We start from the raw sequence: 17,045 nt of genomic DNA on the forward strand, positions 1-17,045 counted from the left end.
GATGGGGTAAACAAGTAACGATTCAGCCGTATTTTTGATTATCCCTGAGCATAACCCCATACCTCGAATGAAGTACCCATTAGTTTCCAGCGGGGCGGCAAAACGGTAAGAATGACGAAGTGGTTGATTATAATTTATTGATTATAAATGATTTAATTTTTATCCGGAACGTACCCCTAAGGGGATGAAGGCGCTATTTGTGCCGCCAACTACTTGCATTCGGGTTGATATACATCAACTTTGCCGCCGGGGCCGCCCCCTAGGGTGTCGGAATAATCCCCCGTGTCTGAGGTTTTTATGTCGCAACTTGCAACGCCTTCATCAAAGAAAACCGGTGCGCTGATTCAGGATTGGCATCCTGAAGACAGCGCCTTTTGGCAGCAGCGTGGCCATCGCATCGCCACCCGCAACCTGTGGATTTCCATTCCCTGTCTGCTGCTGGCCTTCTGCGTCTGGATGCTGTTCAGCGCCGTTGCGGTCAACCTGAACAAGGTTGGCTTCAACTTTTCCACCGATCAACTGTTCCTGTTGACAGCGCTGCCGTCGGTCTCGGGCGCTATTTTACGCGTGCCGTATTCCTTCGTGATCCCGCTGTTTGGCGGCCGTCGCTGGACCGCTATCAGCACCTGCTTCCTGCTGGTGCCGTGCTTGTGGCTGGGATTCGCGGTGCAGGACAGCAGCACGCCGTACAGCGTGTTCGTCATCATTTCCCTGCTGTGCGGTTTTGCGGGCGCCAACTTTGCCTCCAGCATGGCCAATATCAGCTTCTTCTTCCCGAAAGCGCGTCAGGGCGGCGCGTTGGGTCTCAACGGCGGGTTGGGGAATCTGGGCGTCAGCGTCATGCAACTGGTCGCGCCGCTGGCGATCTCTTTCAGCCTGTTTGGTCTGTTTGGCGGCACGGCACAAGATCAGGCAGAAGGGGGGCAGCTGTGGCTGGAAAACGCCGCCTGGATCTGGGTACCGTTCCTGCTGGTTGCCACCTTGGCGGCCTGGTTCGGTATGAACGATCTGGCGGCGGCCAAGGCATCGCTGCGCCAGCAACTGCCAGTGCTCAAACGTGGGCATTTATGGATGCTGAGTTTGCTGTACCTCGCGACCTTCGGTTCTTTCATCGGTTTCTCCGCCGGTTTCGCCATGCTGTCGAAGACGCAATTTCCGGAGGTCGTGATCCTGCATTACGCTTTCTTCGGGCCGTTCCTCGGGGCGCTGGCGCGGCCGGTCGGCGGCGCGCTGTCTGACCGTTTCGGCGGCGTGCGGGTGACGTTGATCAACTTTGTGGTGATGGCCGTGTTCGCCGCGCTGTTGTTCCTGACCTTGCCGACGGCGGGCGAGGGCGGTTCGTTCATCGCCTTCTACGGCATCTTTATGGTGCTGTTCCTCACGGCGGGGCTGGGCAGCGGATCGACTTTCCAAATGATCGCCGTCATTTTCCGTAAAATCACTGTCGATCGCGTGAAAGCGGCCGGCGGTAGTGACGAAAGCGCACAGCGTGAAGCGGTGACGGACTCCGCCGCCGCATTGGGCTTTATCTCGGCGATCGGCGCTGCAGGCGGCTTCTTTATTCCCCAGGCATTCGGTACCTCGCTGGCGCTGACCGGTTCGCCGGCGGGGGCAATGAAAGTATTCCTGGTGTTCTATATCTTGTGTGTGGTCATCACCTGGGCGGTGTATGGCCGCAAGAAAAAGGCCTGAGTATCAAACTGCTTTCTCAATCCCTCCCGCCAGGGGAGGGATATTTCTCTCATTCCGAGTCATCTCTCCTCGCCTCCTCAGTGAAATTTTCTGTCTTTAGGTAAAATTCTCATCTTCGCTTGCCGTTTTTTTCTTTTTTTATAGCACTATCTCTCAATGTGAGAATGTTTTCGCCAAAACGGATTATATTATTTGCACGTTTTTTTCGTTTTATTGAGAGTATTCTTACATTAAGGCGTTAATGTTTTTTCGCAGATTAAATGAAATTTCCGGGAGGGCAAAGCATAATTAGTGCGATTGTTATAAAATCAGTAATAGGATTTTGTCTTAGATGCAGCACACACCGAGTGGAATGTGTAACGGGGTTAAATCAGATAACTCTCATTCTGTTTTTTTCGGCTTTTTGTAGTCTATCTGACAATCAGATTAGGTGGGAAAACACCATGAATTCACGGATAAGAATGAAATTTCACAATTTCATTCGATTAACAATCGAACAACATAGTTAGTTTTTTCTTTTTAAATCAATGAGGTGTTCATTTGAATTTTACGGTAACCATGAAAGAAATCCATGTTGCCAACAGGGAAAAAGAGTCATTTGGATAAACGGAACATCCTTAATATGGCCTAATGTAAAAAATGAAATCAGAAAATTTTTATAAAGGCCAATATCCGATGAATGCAACCTGTTGAGTTTACATTTAATTTCTTGAACATTTTTTGATATTTCTATACAAAGTGTGCAGGACAGGCACGCTAAGGAAATTAAAAGTGAATCTTGATAAAAGAATAAAGATTAGGAATCTAGATGTTCTGACTCCTGCCGGGGAGAAATTTCGTCTGCGTTGGAAGGAGTATCAAATTCTTTCGCTGCTTGTCGCCAGATCGCCAGAACTGGTTACCCGAACGGAAATTATAGAAAATATCTGGAAAGGAACCTATTGCTCAGATTCAACGATAAATCAAACAATTAAATCTATTCGCCAAAAGATTAGCGATACGGAACACACGCTTATCAGAACCATTCCTCGTTTGGGTTACAAGGTGGAAAATCAAGCGGCTTTTCACTTTATATCCGAGGATGAAGACTACGCTGATGATGATATATTAAATGGCGGTGAAGATATTGGTGTTAATATTCAAGCGGAACTTTCTGAAAGTGAAAGTGAGTCGTCTGAAACAAACGATGAAAAAATAGATAAGCCGCATAAATCGACGCTGGTTGCTGCGCCTGTTGCAACGGTGGAGTCATCCAAAGAACCGGCGCGTGAAAAAAAGTCGGCGGCGGCGCGTCGCTTTTTCAGCATGCCCGCCAGCCGTGTAGTGAAATACCTGACGGTATTCGCCTCTTTGCTGGTTATTTCACATTTTTCATACGTGCTTGGCAACCAAACTCGCCCCCCGGTGATCAATGATATTCAGAACAACACGCGTGTGGTGTTGACGCTGACGCTGAATAACCCTCATACCAACAGCCCGCAAACTCTGTTCTGCCTGTACCAGGGCGAGAGCATGGAGCAGGCGACCATCGAATGTGTCGATCCTAAGCAAGGCCAGCTGAAATTGCCGGTAAAATATGAGACCTCTTCGTCCACCGGCAAGGGTCGGATTAATCTTATATTGCCGAATAAAACCTTGCAATATCAAGTTGCTTACGATGTTAAAAATTAGCGCTGAATGAGGTTTTATCTATAGCGATAATTTTACATTTGATGAAATCTTTTATTTCATTATTTGTTATTTGAAAGCCAGGTTCGATTTGTCCAGTCTGGAACTCATTACCTAACGCGTATTAGCGTCCTGCCCCAATCGGGTGACGGGAATAATGAGAACCTGCTGAGTGACAAATTATGGATAAGCGTAAAGTAGCTATTATCGGGGGTTCCGGTTTTATCGGAACACGCCTGGCGAAACGTCTCAGTAAGCGCGATGATCTGACATTGGTCATCGTCGATAAGCAACCCAGTGCACATTTTCCATCCCTTTATCAGTATGGCGATGTGACGCAACCCCAGACCTTGCAAGAACCGCTGGCGGGCTGCGACGCCATCATTAATCTGGCGGCGGAGCATCAGGACAATGTCGATCCTATTTCGCTCTATTATCAGGTTAATGTCGAAGGCGCGCGCCATGTCTGCATGACCGCCTCCGCCCTGAATATCCGTCAAATCATTTTCACCTCCTCGGTCGCTGTTTACGGCTTCGTCAAACAGGAGACCGGCGAAGAAGGACGTTTCGAGCCTTTCAACCATTACGGCAAGTCCAAGCTTGAGGCGGAATACGTTTATGAAGCCTGGCGCAAGGCCGATGAGGAAAATCGGTTGACTATCATCCGCCCAACGGTGGTATTCGGCGAAGGCAACCGTGGCAACGTGTATAACCTGTTCCGTCAGATCGCCAGCGGACGTTTCGTGATGATTGGCAGCGGCAATAATATGAAGTCGATGGCCTACGTTGAAAATATTGCCGCGCGGCTGGAATATGCGCTGGATCAACAGTCAAGTTATCAGGTCAGCAACTACGTCGATAAACCGGACTTTACGATGAATCAATTGGTTGACGTAATTTCCTCTTCATTGGGGAGAGAAAATAAGACGATTCGCATTCCTTATGCCGTAGGCATATGCGGTGCAACCGCATTGGATGTTGTGAGTAAAATAAGTCGCAAAAAATTCCCAATCAGTCGCGTCAGAGTACAGAAATTCTGCGCCAGAACGCAGTTTAAAAGTAATGTGAAAAATAATTTCGTGGCGCCTGTTGAACTTGATTCGGCAATCGAAAGAACCATTAAACATGAGTTTTCTGATAGATAACTTAATCGCACGCTGACGTTATTTGATTATTCCGCCGACAAGCGGATAAATCTGTATTTTTCAGGATAAATTCATGCTGACTTATATCCTGGCAGGATCAATTTTGTTTTTGTTAATAGCGCATTGGGAGCTGTAACTCAAGGGCGGTAGCGTGCTTATTCGCTGGAGGAACGATGTTATATCAACTGAGCGTGATATTTGTGCTGGCGGTCGCGTGGATCCTTATTGCCCGCCGGGTCGCCTTGACGGTGGGATTAGTGGATAAGCCCAATGCGCGCAAGCAACATCTGGGACATATTCCGTTGGTCGGCGGCATCGCCGTGTACCTGACGCTGATGCTGATGACGCTGTGGCAACCCGACTGGCTGCCCGACAACACCGTCTACCTGCTGTGCATCACGGCGCTGGTGGTGTTGGGCGTACTGGATGACCGCTTTGATCTGCCCGTGGCGCCGCGCCTCATGGTGCAGGGAGGGATCGCGCTGGCGATGATGCTGGCGGCAGGGATGCAGCTTTCCTCATTGGGCCATGCCTGGGGCCATCAGGAAGTGATGCTCGGTTATGGCGCGTTGCTACTCACGCCGCTGGCGGTATGGGGGGCGATCAACGCCTACAACATGGTGGATGGCATCGACGGGCAACTGGGCGCCTTGTCCTGCGTGACCTTTGTTGCGCTGGCCATCGTGTTCGGACTGGGTGGCCGGGAAGATCTGGCGCTGTGGTGCCTGGGCATGATCGTCGCGCTGGCGGCTTATCTGCTGTTCAACCTGAGCTTGTTCGGCGCGCGTAACAAAATCTTTATGGGGGACGCCGGCAGCATGGTGATCGGCTTCAGCGTGCTGTGGCTGGTGTTGCTGGCGACGCAGGGGCAGCAGGCGGTAATGCGCCCGGTCACCGCGCTGTGGCTGATCGCCATTCCGCTGATGGACATGGTGACCGTGATGGTGCGCCGCCTGTTGCGCCGCCAAAGCCCCTTCAAAGCGGGCCGCGATCATTTGCACCATATTCTGATGCGTCGCGGGCTCAATGCGCGTCAGGCACTGGCGATGAGCACCATGCTGGCGGTGACGCTGGCCTGCATCGGCATTTGCAGTGAAGTGTTGCAGCTGCAGGAAAGCCTGATGCTGGTGGCGTTTCTGTTCTGTTTTTGCGGTTATTTCGCCATGTTGCGCGAACCGCGTCAGGCGACGATGCTCAGCGATAATCCAACCGTCGGGCGTTAATCCTCTCACGGGCTGCGGCAGCAGCCCGTTTATCACGGTATTTCCATGAATTTTCATTTGCCTCTTTTGATGCCGTTGGCCTTCACCTCCGCGTTGTTGAGCGGTTGTACGGTGGTTCCCGGCTCACATTTACCGACCAGCGGAAAAGCCATCGTCGTGCAACAAGACGACGATTTCGATTTGAACAGCCAGGTACAGGTCTACCGCATGTCACCGATGCTGCTGCAGAAAATGCGGCGTATTGAACCGGTCGCCCAGCCGAATCCGGCACTGGATCAGCGGTTGCAGAGCTACCAATACCGTATCGGCGTTGGCGACGTGTTGAACGTCACCGTCTGGGATCATCCCGAGTTGACCACGCCGGCCGGGCAATATCGCAGCGCCAGCGACACCGGTAACTGGGTGCATGCGGATGGCACGATCTTTTACCCCTATATCGGGCGCGTGGCGGTGGTGGGCAAAACCGTCACCGAAGTACGCAGCCTGATCGCCGGCCGTCTGGCGCAGTATGTGGAAAGCCCGCAGGTGGATGTCAGCATTGCCGCGTTCCGCTCGCAGAAGGCTTATGTGACCGGTGAGGTGAAAACCTCCGGTCAGCAGGCGATCACCAACGTGCCGCTGACCATTCTGGATGCGATCAACGCCGCCGGCGGCCTGACGGACAATGCCGACTGGCGCAACGTGGTGCTGACCCATCAGGGCAAAGAGCGGGCCATCTCGCTGCAGGCGCTGATGCAGCGTGGCGACATCAGCCAGAACGCGCTGCTGCAGCCGGGCGACATCCTCTACATTCCGCGCAATGACAACTTGAAAGTGTTCGTGATGGGCGAGGTGGGCAAGCAAGCGACGCTGAAGATGGATCGCAGCGGCATGACCCTGACCGAAGCCCTCGGATCTTCCGAAGGGATCAGCCAGACGGTGGCGGATGCGACCGGGGTGTTCGTGATCCGGCCGAGCGGCGGCAATCCCCCGCAGCGGCTGGCGACGCTGTATCAGTTCGATCTCTCCGACGCCAGCGCGCTGGCGATGGGCGCTGAATTTCAGCTGCACCCTTACGACGTCGTGTACGTCACCGCGGCGCCGGTCGCGCGCTGGAACCGTTTGATCAGCCAGCTGGTGCCGACCATCAGCAGTTTTAACGATCTCAGCGAGGCTACCTTGCGCGTGCGCAACTGGTAACTCAGCAGGGTGAATAAGGAACAGAAGATGAAAAATAATGCGCTGTCCGTGATGGTGGCCGAACAAGATGAAAAGCTGGAGTGGGAGCGTCTGGTAGGGCCGCTGTGGGATAACCGCTGGCGGATCGCCGTCGTGACCGGCGTGGTCGGTGCGCTGGGCGTCGCCTACGCTCTGTTGGCTACCCCGGTGTACCAGGCCACGGCGGTGGTGCAGGTGGAGAATCAGCTGTCCGGCGATTCGCTGCTGCGTGAAACGCTGGACAGTTCGCTGGGGCAAAATGCGGCGACGCAGGATGAGGTGACGCTGGTCAAGTCGCGCTACGTGCTCGGCAAAACGGTGGATGCCCTCGGCCTGACGGTGCGCGTCGAACCGGACTATTTCCCGGTATTCGGTAAAGGCTTTGCCCGACTGAGCGGTGAAAAGGCGCCGGTATTGGACATCGCCACGCTGACAACGCCGGCGGACATGCAGGGCGAAGCGCTGACGCTGACGGTGCGCGATGGGCAACATTACGAGCTGAGCCATGACGGCGCCAAATTGTTCAGCGGCGTGGTTGGGCAACCGGTGGCGCAGGGCGAGTGGGGCATGACCGTTTCGGCGCTGGACGCGGCGCCGGGCACCAGTTTCACCGTGGTTAAAGTCGCGCGTCAAGAAGCGGTGGACGATCTGCGTAAATACCTGGGCGTAGTGCCGAGCGGCAAAGACAGCGGCATCATGACGTTTACGCTGCCGAGCGAAGATCCGCAGCGTGCCGAGGCGGTGCTGAAGAACATCACCGATAACTACCTGCAGCAGAACGTGGATCGCAAAACGGAAGAGGCGCAGCGGATGCTGGCCTTCCTGCAGGAGCAGTTGCCGCAAACGCAAACCTCGCTCAACAACGCCGAAACCCAGCTCAACCAGTTCCGCCAGCAAAACGACTCGGTGGATCTGTCGCTGGAAGCCAAGTCGGTGCTGGACACGCAGGTACAGCTCGAAGCCCAGCTCAACGAGCTGACCTTCAAAGAGGCGGAGATTTCCAAGCTTTATACCCGCGTGCACCCGGCTTACCGGGCGCTGATGGAAAAGCGCGCCACGCTGGAGGCGGAAAAGGCGCGGCTCGGCAAACAGGTACAGACGCTGCCGAAAATGCAGCAGGAGATCCTGCGCCTCACCCGCGACGTGCAGGTGGATCAGCAGGTTTACATGCAACTGATGAACAAACAGCAGGAGCTGAGCATCAGCAAGGCCGGCACGGTGGGTAATATTCGCATCGTTGACGAGGCGGAAACCGCTATCCGACCGATTCAGCCGCAAAAGATGCTCATCGTGTTGTTGGCGTTGATATTGGGCGCTGCAGGCACCGCGGCCGTGGTGCTGCTGCGTACGGCCTTCCATCGCGGCATCAATGATATCGATACGCTGGAGAAGCGAGGCATCAACGTCTACGCCACCGTGCCGCTGTCGCCATGGCAGGCGAAACGCAATCGCGAACAACGCCTGCTGTTGCCCAAATCCGGCGGTCGTCGCCTGCCGATCCTGGCGGTGGCCGAGCCGGCGGATCTGTCGGTGGAGGCCATTCGCAGCCTGCGCACCAGCCTGCATTTCGCTATGCTGGAGGCCAAAAACAACATTTTGATGGTCTCCGGTGCCAGCCCGGAAAGCGGCAAGAGTTTTACCAGCACCAACCTGGCGGTGGTGGTGGCGCAGGCCGGGCAGCGGGTGCTGTTGATCGACGCGGATATGCGTAAAGGATTTTTGCATCGTTGGCTATCGGACGACGCTCATCAAGGGCTGTCCGACATGCTGGTGGGCAAAGTGACGACGGAACAGGCGGTGCGGAAAACCGCCATTGCCAATCTGGATTTCGTACCGCGTGGCCAGGTGCCGCCGAACCCGTCCGAGCTGCTGATGCATCGCCGTTTCGCCGATTTCCTGCGCTGGGCCGGGCAAAACTACGATCTGGTGCTGATTGATACGCCACCGATTCTGGCGGTGACGGACGCGGCCATCGTCGGCAATCACGCCGGTACGTCACTGTTGGTGGTGCGTTTTGAGGTGAACACCGTCAAGCAGATCGAAACCAGCATGCGCCGTTTCGAACAAAATGGCGTGGCGATCAGAGGCGTAATCCTCAACGGCATCGTGAAGAGGGCGGCGACCGACATGAGCTATTACAACTTCGCCTATCCAAGCCATCGGGAAGATCACCGGCAGGCAGAGGAATAAGCGGGTGAAGGCCATTATCACCAACGCCCTGTGGCTGATGCTGGAACGCGTTTCGCTCAGCCTGTCCGGCATCTTCGTCTCCATTTACGTTGCGCGCTATCTGGGGCCCGCCCAGTTTGGCGCTCTCAACTATCTATTGGCGACGATCGCCATCGTGGTGCCGCTGGTGCAGCTGGGCGCCGACAGCATCATTTTCAACCGCGTCGCCCGCCGCCAGCCGAGCGGCATTCGCCTGATGTTGGCTTCGATGCGTTTGCGCCGCCGGCTGTTCCTGGTGGTGGCGCTGCCGATGCTGATATGGAGCTATTTCAGCCAGCCGCCAGCCAGTCAACTGATGACGCTGTTGCTGCTTATCAGCGCCTATTTCTCGATTCAGGACGTGTACAAAATTTATTACGATGCCCGCCTGCAGTCGAAACGCAATACGCTGATCAACAACCTGGCGCTGCTGCTGTCGATCGGGCTGCGGCTGGCGCTGGTGAGCGTTGCGCTGCCGCTGGTGTGGTTCGCGGTACCCTACATCCTCAGCAGCGCCGTACCTTATCTGGCGCGCCTCTGGCTATTCCGTGGGGAAGCTGCGGCCACGCCGCGGGTTACGCCGCGCCAGGCCAGGCGCTATGGCCGTTATTTGCTGAAAGTGGGCCTGCCGTTGGCCATCTCCAGTCTGGCGATAGTGATTTATACCCGCATCGATCAAATCATGCTGGGCAATCTGGTCGGCGAGCAGGCGGTGGGCTGGTTCAGCGCCGCTACCACCCTCAGTCAGGGGTGGGTTTTTGTGCCGATGGCACTGATCACCTCGTTGATGCCGGGTATTGCCAACTGTCGCGATCCGTTGGAGCAGGAGTACCGCATCCGGGTGCTGTATCTGGTGGTATTGGGCCTGTCGTTGCCGGTGCTGCTGGGGCTGTGGTGGTTCGCCCACCCGGCTATTGCGCTGCTGTATGGCGCCGCTTTTCAACCGGCCGCCGACATCCTGGCTATTTGTACGCTGACCTCGCTGTTCTCAGTGATGGGGACGGTTTCGTACCGCAGCATCGTGCTGTTCGCCGGTTATCGCTTTATCGCCATCAAGATGCCGTTGGTGGCTCTGATGAACGTGGCGATGAATCTGCTGCTGATCCCGCGGTACGGCCTGACCGGCGCTGCGGTGTCTACGCTACTGGCGGAATTCATTTCATTCTTCGTTCTGAACAGTTTATTCCGTGGCGGGAAAATTACCCGACTGCAGCTGACCTGTTTTTACTGCCTGCCGCGTCTTGTCAGCAAATTAAGGAGAGAGCATGTTAAACACCCTGGTTAAAAGCATTTCCAAGCGCCTGCCCGATGCCTGGCACCATCAGGTTAAATACGCGCTCTATTTCAAAAAACTGCCGCACCTGTCAAAACCGACCGGCTTCAGCGAAAAGATCATGCGCCGCAAAATTTATCCGCGCAGCATCTACACCACCTTGTCGGACAAATACAAGGTCCGTGAATTTATTGCCGGCCTGTGGGGCGAAGAGTATCTGGTGGAGCTGTATGCGCATGGCACGGAACTCAGCTACGACACGTTCAGGCAGTTGCCCGACGCCTTCGTGCTGAAGGCCAACCATGGCAGCGGCTATAACCGGTTGGTGTTCGACAAGCAACAGGTTAGCTACGCGGAATTGTACGATCTCAGCAGTTCGTGGATGCGCAGCAACTTTTACGAGCAGAGTCGCGAAAAGCATTATCTGGACATCGAACCCTGCATCATGGTGGAACGCATGTTGCTGGATGGTGAGCAGGTGCCGAACGATATCAAGTTTCATTGTTTCAACGACAACCATGAAATTCGCATGTTCATCCAGGTGGATTACCAGCGTTTCGGCACCCATCGGCGCGACATTTTTGATATCGACTGGAACCGCACCGAAATCCGCATCAGCTTGCCGAATGCCGACGAACCGATGCCGCGGCCTACGCGGCTGGAAGAAATGACGCGCTTGGCTCGCCAGGTTGCGCAGCAGTTCTCTTATGTCCGCGTGGATTTCTACCAGGTCGGTGAGAAGGTCTATTTCGGTGAATTGACGTTTACGCCTGGTGCGGGGTTAAGCAAGCTTAAGCCGGAAAACATCGAGCAGGAATGGGGCAGTTATTTTACTGAGTAAACGCTTATGCAGAGAGTCGCCTCCAATTTTCACATGCATGCCAATGTCGGTTATAATCAGTCGCGGGATTTGGTCAATCAATCAATCATATTGACCTTCCTGTTGATCTTTTTCGTGAAAACTTTCCTGACCTCGGGATCGTTCAACAGCGAGCTGATTAATAAAACCGTGACGGGGCTTAATGCCCTAATGTTGCTCTATGTCGGCTATGCATTTTTCATCGCTACGATGGCGGAAAAAGCGGTTGCGGGTTTTTTGGTTCTGCTGTTTCTGGTTAATATCGCCACCGGACATGGTGATTACCTTTTTGGCGCGGTATTCAGCTCGGCGGTGATAATTTTATTCCGCCGCATCGAGATGGTGCGCGGCGCTGAAATGTTCGCTATCGCTTTTGTGGTTGCCGGGCTGTTGATGGTTATCCCCTATACCTTTTACACCGAGGGATTTGTTTATCTTGATGAGCGCTATGGCAACAGATTAACGCTGGGTTTCGATAACCCGAACACCTTGGCGTATTATTCTTTTGCCTTGTTCGCCATGCTGCTGTGCCTGATCGACCATGCAAAATTAACGCGTGGAATGAAAAATATCGCCTCACTGGGGGTGTCGGCGTTAATTATCCCGGTGCTGATGTATTCCTATTCCCGCACCTGTTTTATGTTGGCGCTGTTGATGTTGTTGCTGTTTTGGCTGGCGCCGCTGCTGCGTTTTACCCCCAATAGAAAAGTCTGCATTGCGCTGACGTTGGCTATCATAGGCTTTCAGTTCGCCAGCGTTATACGCTGGGGGAACAATCCGGCATTGGACGCGCTGTTGAACCAGGCGTTGACCGGGCGCATCTGGTTCTCCTGGCAGATGTTTCAGGCGGTGGGGCTACCCAATCCGCTGTTCGGCATGAATATCGAACCCTATAAGCCGGTCGATTTTTTCTTCATCGCCATGTTTTATTCGGCTGGTGGGATAGCCTCTGTTGTCATGCTTTTTTGTTATTTTCACCTGTTGGGGAATATGCGCAGGCTGAGTCGATTCATGCGCTGGGTGGTGGTGGTTTTCCTGCTAACAACTTTTACGGAAACCTATTTTTTGGTCCCGGTATTTAACGTGTCGTTATTGCTGCTTTGCCGTGGAAAAGAAATGATAAATTCTAAGTTGGAGGGTTAAGAAATGGATTTCTCGATCGTGATCCCTATTTATAATAGTGCGCGTTACCTGCCTAAAACTCTGAAGCGGATTTTCAACGCTTGCCAAGGGTTCGACTATCAGGTGATTTTGGTTGATGATTGCTCTGACGAGGATGATATCAAATATATTCGCCAGATAGCGGCGACTAATAGCAACGTGATGCTGCATGAGAAAAAACAAAAGAGCAATGCGGCGGTATCGCGCAACCTGGGCGCCAATTTAGCGCAATCGGAGATCGTGTTTTTTCTCGATTCGGATGATTACTTCACTACCAACTATATTATTCGCCGCATGAAGAAGCATGAAGATCGCCATATTGATATTATCTTCGGTAATTATGCAGAGGTGAGTGGTGATTCGGTACGCGACTTCAATTTCCACTACAAATCCGGTTCTTCCGGTGAGGATTTTCTTTTTCTGGAAATGGGTGATATTCGGTCATCCACCATCAGCATGCGTAAAAAAAGCGATCGCCGCTTTTTATTTCCCGAGTTTCTCAACAAACATCAGGATTGGGGCTTTCTGGTCAACGCCACCAATTTGGGCGCGCAAGTGGCGCATGACGCCGGCGGCGGGGTGTTTCTCGACGTGGGGCGCTACGGACGCATGACGGCGAAGCTTAATCTGGAGGCCAGCGACCGCTTCATCAATACCTTCCTCAGCCCCAGCGATCGCCATATCAGCGGATTCGCCTGCAAGCACCTGCTGGCCTCGCTGTATTCGGAAAACGCCCAGGCGTTCAACTATTATTCGTCGCGCATCGTGCGGCACAGCCTGAGCGGCAAGTTCAAGATGATCAAATGGTATGGCGATTGTCTGACGCGGCTGGGGTTGTTCTCGGTTGGCGGCCGGCTGTTGCGCAATGTGCGCCAGGGATTCAGGAGATGATATGCAAGCACGCAAGGTAATCATCGTCATCGAAAATATGGCGGGCAAGGGCGGCACTGAACGGGTCGCCAGCGGTTTGGCCAATGCGCTGGCGCGTCTGCCGAATTACGAGGTGGCGGTGTTTTCGCTGTGTGGCGAACGGAGCTTCTTTCCGCTGGCGAGCAACGTCCGGTTACGCTGTGGCGGCGGCGATTCGCTGTTCTGGCCATGGCGGCTGGCGTTGGCTCTGCGGCGTGAACGCGCGGATGTGATCATTACCGTTTCCATGGGAAAACTGTCGGTGGTGATGACGCCTTTTCTACGTTTGTTCTGTGCCCGCAGCCGGCTGTTATTGAGCGAACACGTCAGCTTTCACCAGTATCCGCGCGTATTTAAATGGTTGAAGTTGTTGGTTTACCGCTTGAGCGATCGCGTGATTTTCCTGACGCGGCAAGATAGCGACGCCATCGCTCGCTGGGTGGGCGCCGGGAAATGCCGGGTGATCGAGAACGTTTCGCCGTTCGGCGCACAGGCGCCGACGCCGGCGCTGCAGGAAAAGGTGGCGCTGGCGGTGGGGCGGTTGAGCAATCAGAAAGGCTTCGATCGTCTGATCGCGCTGTGGCGAGGGGTGGCGGCGCAGATGCCGGATTGGCGGCTGTTGATTATTGGCGACGGCCTTGAGCGCGACGCACTGCGGCGGCAGATTGAAGGCGCCGGGCTGGAGCAGCAGGTGAGCCTGCTGCCGGCCACCGCCGACGTGGCGGCCTATTATCGCCAGGCCAGTTTGTACGTGATGACGTCGCGCTATGAGGGGTTGCCGATGGTGCTGATCGAAGCCATGAGTTTCGGCCTGCCGCTGGTGGCCTACGACTGCAAGACCGGCCCGGCCGAGCTGATAGACAACGGCGTCAACGGCTATCTGGTGCCCGATGACGATGCCGCCGCCTTCAGCGAAGGCGTGCTCGAACTGATGCGCGATCCGGCTCTGCGCGAGCGCTTTTCTGTCGCTGCGCTTGATAAGTCTCGCCGTTTTTCTCCCGAACGTATTTATCCCCAGTGGCAACAGCTCATTGAGTGAGGACCGAATGGAAAAGATATCCGTGATAATGCCCGCCTACAACGCGGCAAACTCAATCAAAGAATCGATTCTTGGTGTGCTGAACCAGCAATTTACCGACTATCACCTGTATGTGATCGATGATGCGTCCACCGACAACACCGCCGAGGTGGTGCGGCCGTTTATCCACGATCGCCTCACCTATATACGCAATGAGCATAACCAGGGCGTGGCGGAAACGCGCAACATCGGCATTGAGGCGGCGAGCGGGGATTATATCGCTTTCTGCGACAGTGATGACGTATGGCTCCCCAACAAGCTGTCGCGCCAGGCGAGCATTTTGCAAACCCGCCGCTATGACGTGGTGTGTTCCCATTATTACACCTTCGAAGACGATCTGAAGTTGATCAAAAACACCCGTGGTGCGGATGAGCTTATCGGCTATCAGGACATGTTGAAAAGCAACTGGATCGGCAATCTCACCGGCATCTATAACCAGAAGCGCATCGGTAAGGTGTATCAGCAAAAAGTGGGGCATGAGGACTATTTGATGTGGCTGGCGGTGCTGCAGAAGGCGCGTAACGGCCTGGCCTACTGCATTCCCGAACCGCTGGCCTGTTACCGATTGTCTACTCATTCGCTGTCGGGCAACAAAATCCGCGCTGCGGACTGGCAATGGCGGATTTACCGTCAGCATTTGGGGCTGTCGTACCAGAAATCCTGCTATTTGTTCGCCACCTATCTGTTCAATGCCGTGGTGAAAAGGAAATGACCATGAGGGGGATGTATCGGCGGGCGGCTCTGGGCTGTTGCGCCTTGTGGGGCGCAGCGGCTCTGGCGCAGAACTGCCAACCCAATCTGTTGATCAACCCCGGCTTTGAGCAGGGGCTCAGCGGCTGGCGAGCGCAGGGCGCGCAGGCCGACGGCGATACGCACAGTGGCAGGGGGAGTCTGCGTTATGACAATGCAGATGTAGCGCAATACCGTACCTTCAACCAGGCGCTGCAGGTTGTGCCCGGACAGACGATAGATTTCGGCGTCTGGCTCAAGACTCGCGGTGTACGCGGGCAAAGCCGCGACGGCGGCGCTGGGGTTTATCTGCAGAGCTTTGATGCGCAGGGGCGCTTTCTGGAAGGCAGCTATCCGGCTGGGGTAACCGGCGACAGCGGCTGGCGGCAGGTGAACGCCAGCTATACCGTGCCGCCGCAGGCGGCGCGAATCACTTTTGGCGTTTATCTGCGTAAGGGGAGCACCGGTACCGCCTGGTTTGACGACGCCTATGCCTGTGCTCGAGCGTCTATGCCGGCGTTATATCAGCTCGGCGCGTCGGCGCAGGGGAAGGTTGACACGCTGGTCGTCACTTCGCAGCCGCAGCATTTGCAGGTCGACAGCGAATTGCTCAATGCCGAGGGGCAGGTTGTTCACAGTAGCCGCGACCGTTATCAGGTTGAGGGACAACGCCGTATCGAATACCAACCGCCGGCCGGCCTGGCCCAGGGTGAATACCGCCTGCGTCAGCAGGTTACCGGTCCACAATCCCGCCAGGCTCAGGGCAGCGAGCTGTCTTTTCGCGTCGGGCAGCCTGCGGCCAAAGTGGCGATCGACAGCGAAGGTTTTACCCTGCGCGACGGTCAACGGCTTTTCCCGTTGGGCATTTACGCCAACGTGGCTACCGATGAGCATTTGGCGCGCATCGCCTCGGCGGGATTCAACACGGTGCTGAACTATGATTACGGGGAAAAGAAAGATCCATACGCCTTTTTCCGCAACGCACGCAAGCGCGGGCTGTTGGTCATTTACTCCGTCAAAGATCAGTACCGCGGCAGCCGCTTCGCGCCGGCCGTCCGCGGTGGCGACTACGCGGCGCTGACTGCCTGGTACGTGCAGCGTTTGCGCTCTCAGCCCAACCTGCTTGCCTGGTACATCAACGATGAGCTGGGGCCGGAATATCTCGATAAAATCGAGGAAAAAAACCTGCAAATAAAGCGACTTGACGGCGATCATCCGACTTTCCAGGTGCTGAACAAAACCGGGGAGTTGGACGCTCACTTCAACAGCAGCGACATTTTGGCGACCGACCCTTATCCGGTGGGGAACGATAGCGATCTGACGCGCACCACGCGTTATACCGCACTGACGGTGCAGGCCGCCCGCCAGGCACGCGGAGCCTGGGTGGTGATGCAAATCATGGATCACGCCGCTTATGACGCCCGCCGCAAGCCACATCCGCCGTCAGAGGCGGAAATCCGCAATCAGGCCTGGCAGGCGCTGATCGGCGGCGCCAAGGGGCTGTTGTTTTATTCTTATACCGATCTGTTTTACAAACGCAAAACCGGCCGCTTCGACCAACGGGAGTTTGACGCCACCTGGCGTGGTGTGGCTGCCGTGTCGCAGCAAATCGCCGCCTTCACCCCTTATCTGCTGACGGGAAAATCGACGCCGCTGGCGGGAAGCGACCCGCAAATGCCGGCGCGGATGTTTATTCTGGGCGATCGCGCCTTGCTGCTGGTAGCCAATCCTTACTATCGGGAGGGAAGCACCCGCTTGCGCCTTCCGGCGGGCTGGCGGCAGCAGGGCGCGGGTGCGGAGATCGCGCTGGCGTTGCCCGCAGTGGGCACCGCGACGCTGTGGCTCCAACGCTGAAAGCATCGAGTTAGCATCACGCGGGAGGTTTCTCCCGCGTGAGATTGAT

General features: G+C 55.1%; 13 protein-coding genes. All 13 read left to right on the forward strand.

What is annotated here, in order from left to right; all coding sequences use genetic code 11:
• The first annotated feature begins 297 nt into the window (after window positions 1-297).
• Window positions 298-1,692, forward strand: a complete 1,395-nt coding sequence (locus AC2CGI_RS04770; RefSeq protein ID WP_004934679.1) for a NarK family nitrate/nitrite MFS transporter — start codon at window positions 298-300, stop codon at window positions 1,690-1,692.
• A 771-nt stretch (window positions 1,693-2,463) separates the two neighbouring features.
• Window positions 2,464-3,363: a winged helix-turn-helix domain-containing protein gene (locus AC2CGI_RS04775; protein WP_033632783.1), complete on the forward strand. Its 900-nt coding sequence runs from the start codon at window positions 2,464-2,466 to the stop codon at window positions 3,361-3,363.
• Window positions 3,364-3,542: 179 nt separating this feature from the next.
• The gene (locus AC2CGI_RS04780; protein WP_015378203.1) at window positions 3,543-4,505 is read left to right on the forward strand and encodes an NAD-dependent epimerase/dehydratase family protein; all 963 of its coding nucleotides are present in this window, start codon (window positions 3,543-3,545) and stop codon (window positions 4,503-4,505) included.
• 173 nt (window positions 4,506-4,678) lie between these two features.
• Window positions 4,679-5,728, forward strand: a complete 1,050-nt coding sequence (gene wecA / locus AC2CGI_RS04785; protein ID WP_076740741.1) for a UDP-N-acetylglucosamine--undecaprenyl-phosphate N-acetylglucosaminephosphotransferase — start codon at window positions 4,679-4,681, stop codon at window positions 5,726-5,728.
• Window positions 5,729-5,773: 45 nt separating this feature from the next.
• The gene (locus AC2CGI_RS04790) at window positions 5,774-6,907 is read left to right on the forward strand and encodes a polysaccharide export protein (RefSeq protein ID WP_076740742.1); all 1,134 of its coding nucleotides are present in this window, start codon (window positions 5,774-5,776) and stop codon (window positions 6,905-6,907) included.
• A 27-nt stretch (window positions 6,908-6,934) separates the two neighbouring features.
• Window positions 6,935-9,115: a polysaccharide biosynthesis tyrosine autokinase gene (locus tag AC2CGI_RS04795; RefSeq protein ID WP_015378200.1), complete on the forward strand. Its 2,181-nt coding sequence runs from the start codon at window positions 6,935-6,937 to the stop codon at window positions 9,113-9,115.
• A gap of 4 nt (window positions 9,116-9,119) precedes the next feature.
• Window positions 9,120-10,418, forward strand: coding sequence for a flippase (locus tag AC2CGI_RS04800; protein WP_044031032.1), 1,299 nt, complete (start codon window positions 9,120-9,122; stop codon window positions 10,416-10,418).
• Window positions 10,399-11,247, forward strand: a complete 849-nt coding sequence (locus tag AC2CGI_RS04805; RefSeq protein ID WP_015378198.1) for an ATP-grasp fold amidoligase family protein — start codon at window positions 10,399-10,401, stop codon at window positions 11,245-11,247. The genes AC2CGI_RS04800 and AC2CGI_RS04805 overlap by 20 nt, the downstream gene beginning before the upstream one ends.
• 6 nt (window positions 11,248-11,253) lie before the next feature.
• Entirely contained in the window at window positions 11,254-12,408 is a 1,155-nt protein-coding gene (locus AC2CGI_RS04810; protein WP_015378197.1) for a hypothetical protein, read from the forward strand.
• Between the two features lie 3 nt (window positions 12,409-12,411).
• Window positions 12,412-13,317, forward strand: a complete 906-nt coding sequence (locus tag AC2CGI_RS04815) for a glycosyltransferase family 2 protein (protein ID WP_004934661.1) — start codon at window positions 12,412-12,414, stop codon at window positions 13,315-13,317.
• Window position 13,318: 1 nt separating this feature from the next.
• Entirely contained in the window at window positions 13,319-14,374 is a 1,056-nt protein-coding gene (locus AC2CGI_RS04820; protein ID WP_076740743.1) for a glycosyltransferase family 4 protein, read from the forward strand.
• 7 nt (window positions 14,375-14,381) lie between these two features.
• The gene (locus AC2CGI_RS04825; protein ID WP_015378195.1) at window positions 14,382-15,125 is read left to right on the forward strand and encodes a glycosyltransferase family 2 protein; all 744 of its coding nucleotides are present in this window, start codon (window positions 14,382-14,384) and stop codon (window positions 15,123-15,125) included.
• An 11-nt stretch (window positions 15,126-15,136) separates the two neighbouring features.
• On the forward strand, window positions 15,137-16,996 hold the full coding sequence (locus AC2CGI_RS04830; RefSeq protein WP_021504020.1) for a carbohydrate binding domain-containing protein: 1,860 nt from the start codon (window positions 15,137-15,139) through the stop codon (window positions 16,994-16,996).
• The last annotated feature ends 49 nt before the right edge of the window (window positions 16,997-17,045 follow it).

The sequence above is a fragment of the Serratia sp. LSHTC3 genome (genome assembly GCF_057197125.1).

Bases quoted from the DNA above. Each gene is read 5' to 3' on its own strand.
- AC2CGI_RS04770 (WP_004934679.1), top strand. From the start codon at position 298: ATGTCGCAACTTGCAACGCCTTCATCAAAGAAAACCGGTGCGCTGATT.
- AC2CGI_RS04780 (WP_015378203.1), top strand. From the start codon at position 3,543: ATGGATAAGCGTAAAGTAGCTATTATCGGGGGTTCCGGTTTTATCGGA.
- wecA (WP_076740741.1), top strand. From the start codon at position 4,679: ATGTTATATCAACTGAGCGTGATATTTGTGCTGGCGGTCGCGTGGATC.
- AC2CGI_RS04790 (WP_076740742.1), top strand. From the start codon at position 5,774: ATGAATTTTCATTTGCCTCTTTTGATGCCGTTGGCCTTCACCTCCGCG.
- AC2CGI_RS04795 (WP_015378200.1), top strand. From the start codon at position 6,935: ATGAAAAATAATGCGCTGTCCGTGATGGTGGCCGAACAAGATGAAAAG.
- AC2CGI_RS04805 (WP_015378198.1), top strand. From the start codon at position 10,399: ATGTTAAACACCCTGGTTAAAAGCATTTCCAAGCGCCTGCCCGATGCC.
- AC2CGI_RS04810 (WP_015378197.1), top strand. From the start codon at position 11,254: ATGCAGAGAGTCGCCTCCAATTTTCACATGCATGCCAATGTCGGTTAT.
- AC2CGI_RS04815 (WP_004934661.1), top strand. From the start codon at position 12,412: ATGGATTTCTCGATCGTGATCCCTATTTATAATAGTGCGCGTTACCTG.
- AC2CGI_RS04820 (WP_076740743.1), top strand. From the start codon at position 13,319: ATGCAAGCACGCAAGGTAATCATCGTCATCGAAAATATGGCGGGCAAG.
- AC2CGI_RS04825 (WP_015378195.1), top strand. From the start codon at position 14,382: ATGGAAAAGATATCCGTGATAATGCCCGCCTACAACGCGGCAAACTCA.
- AC2CGI_RS04830 (WP_021504020.1), top strand. From the start codon at position 15,137: ATGTATCGGCGGGCGGCTCTGGGCTGTTGCGCCTTGTGGGGCGCAGCG.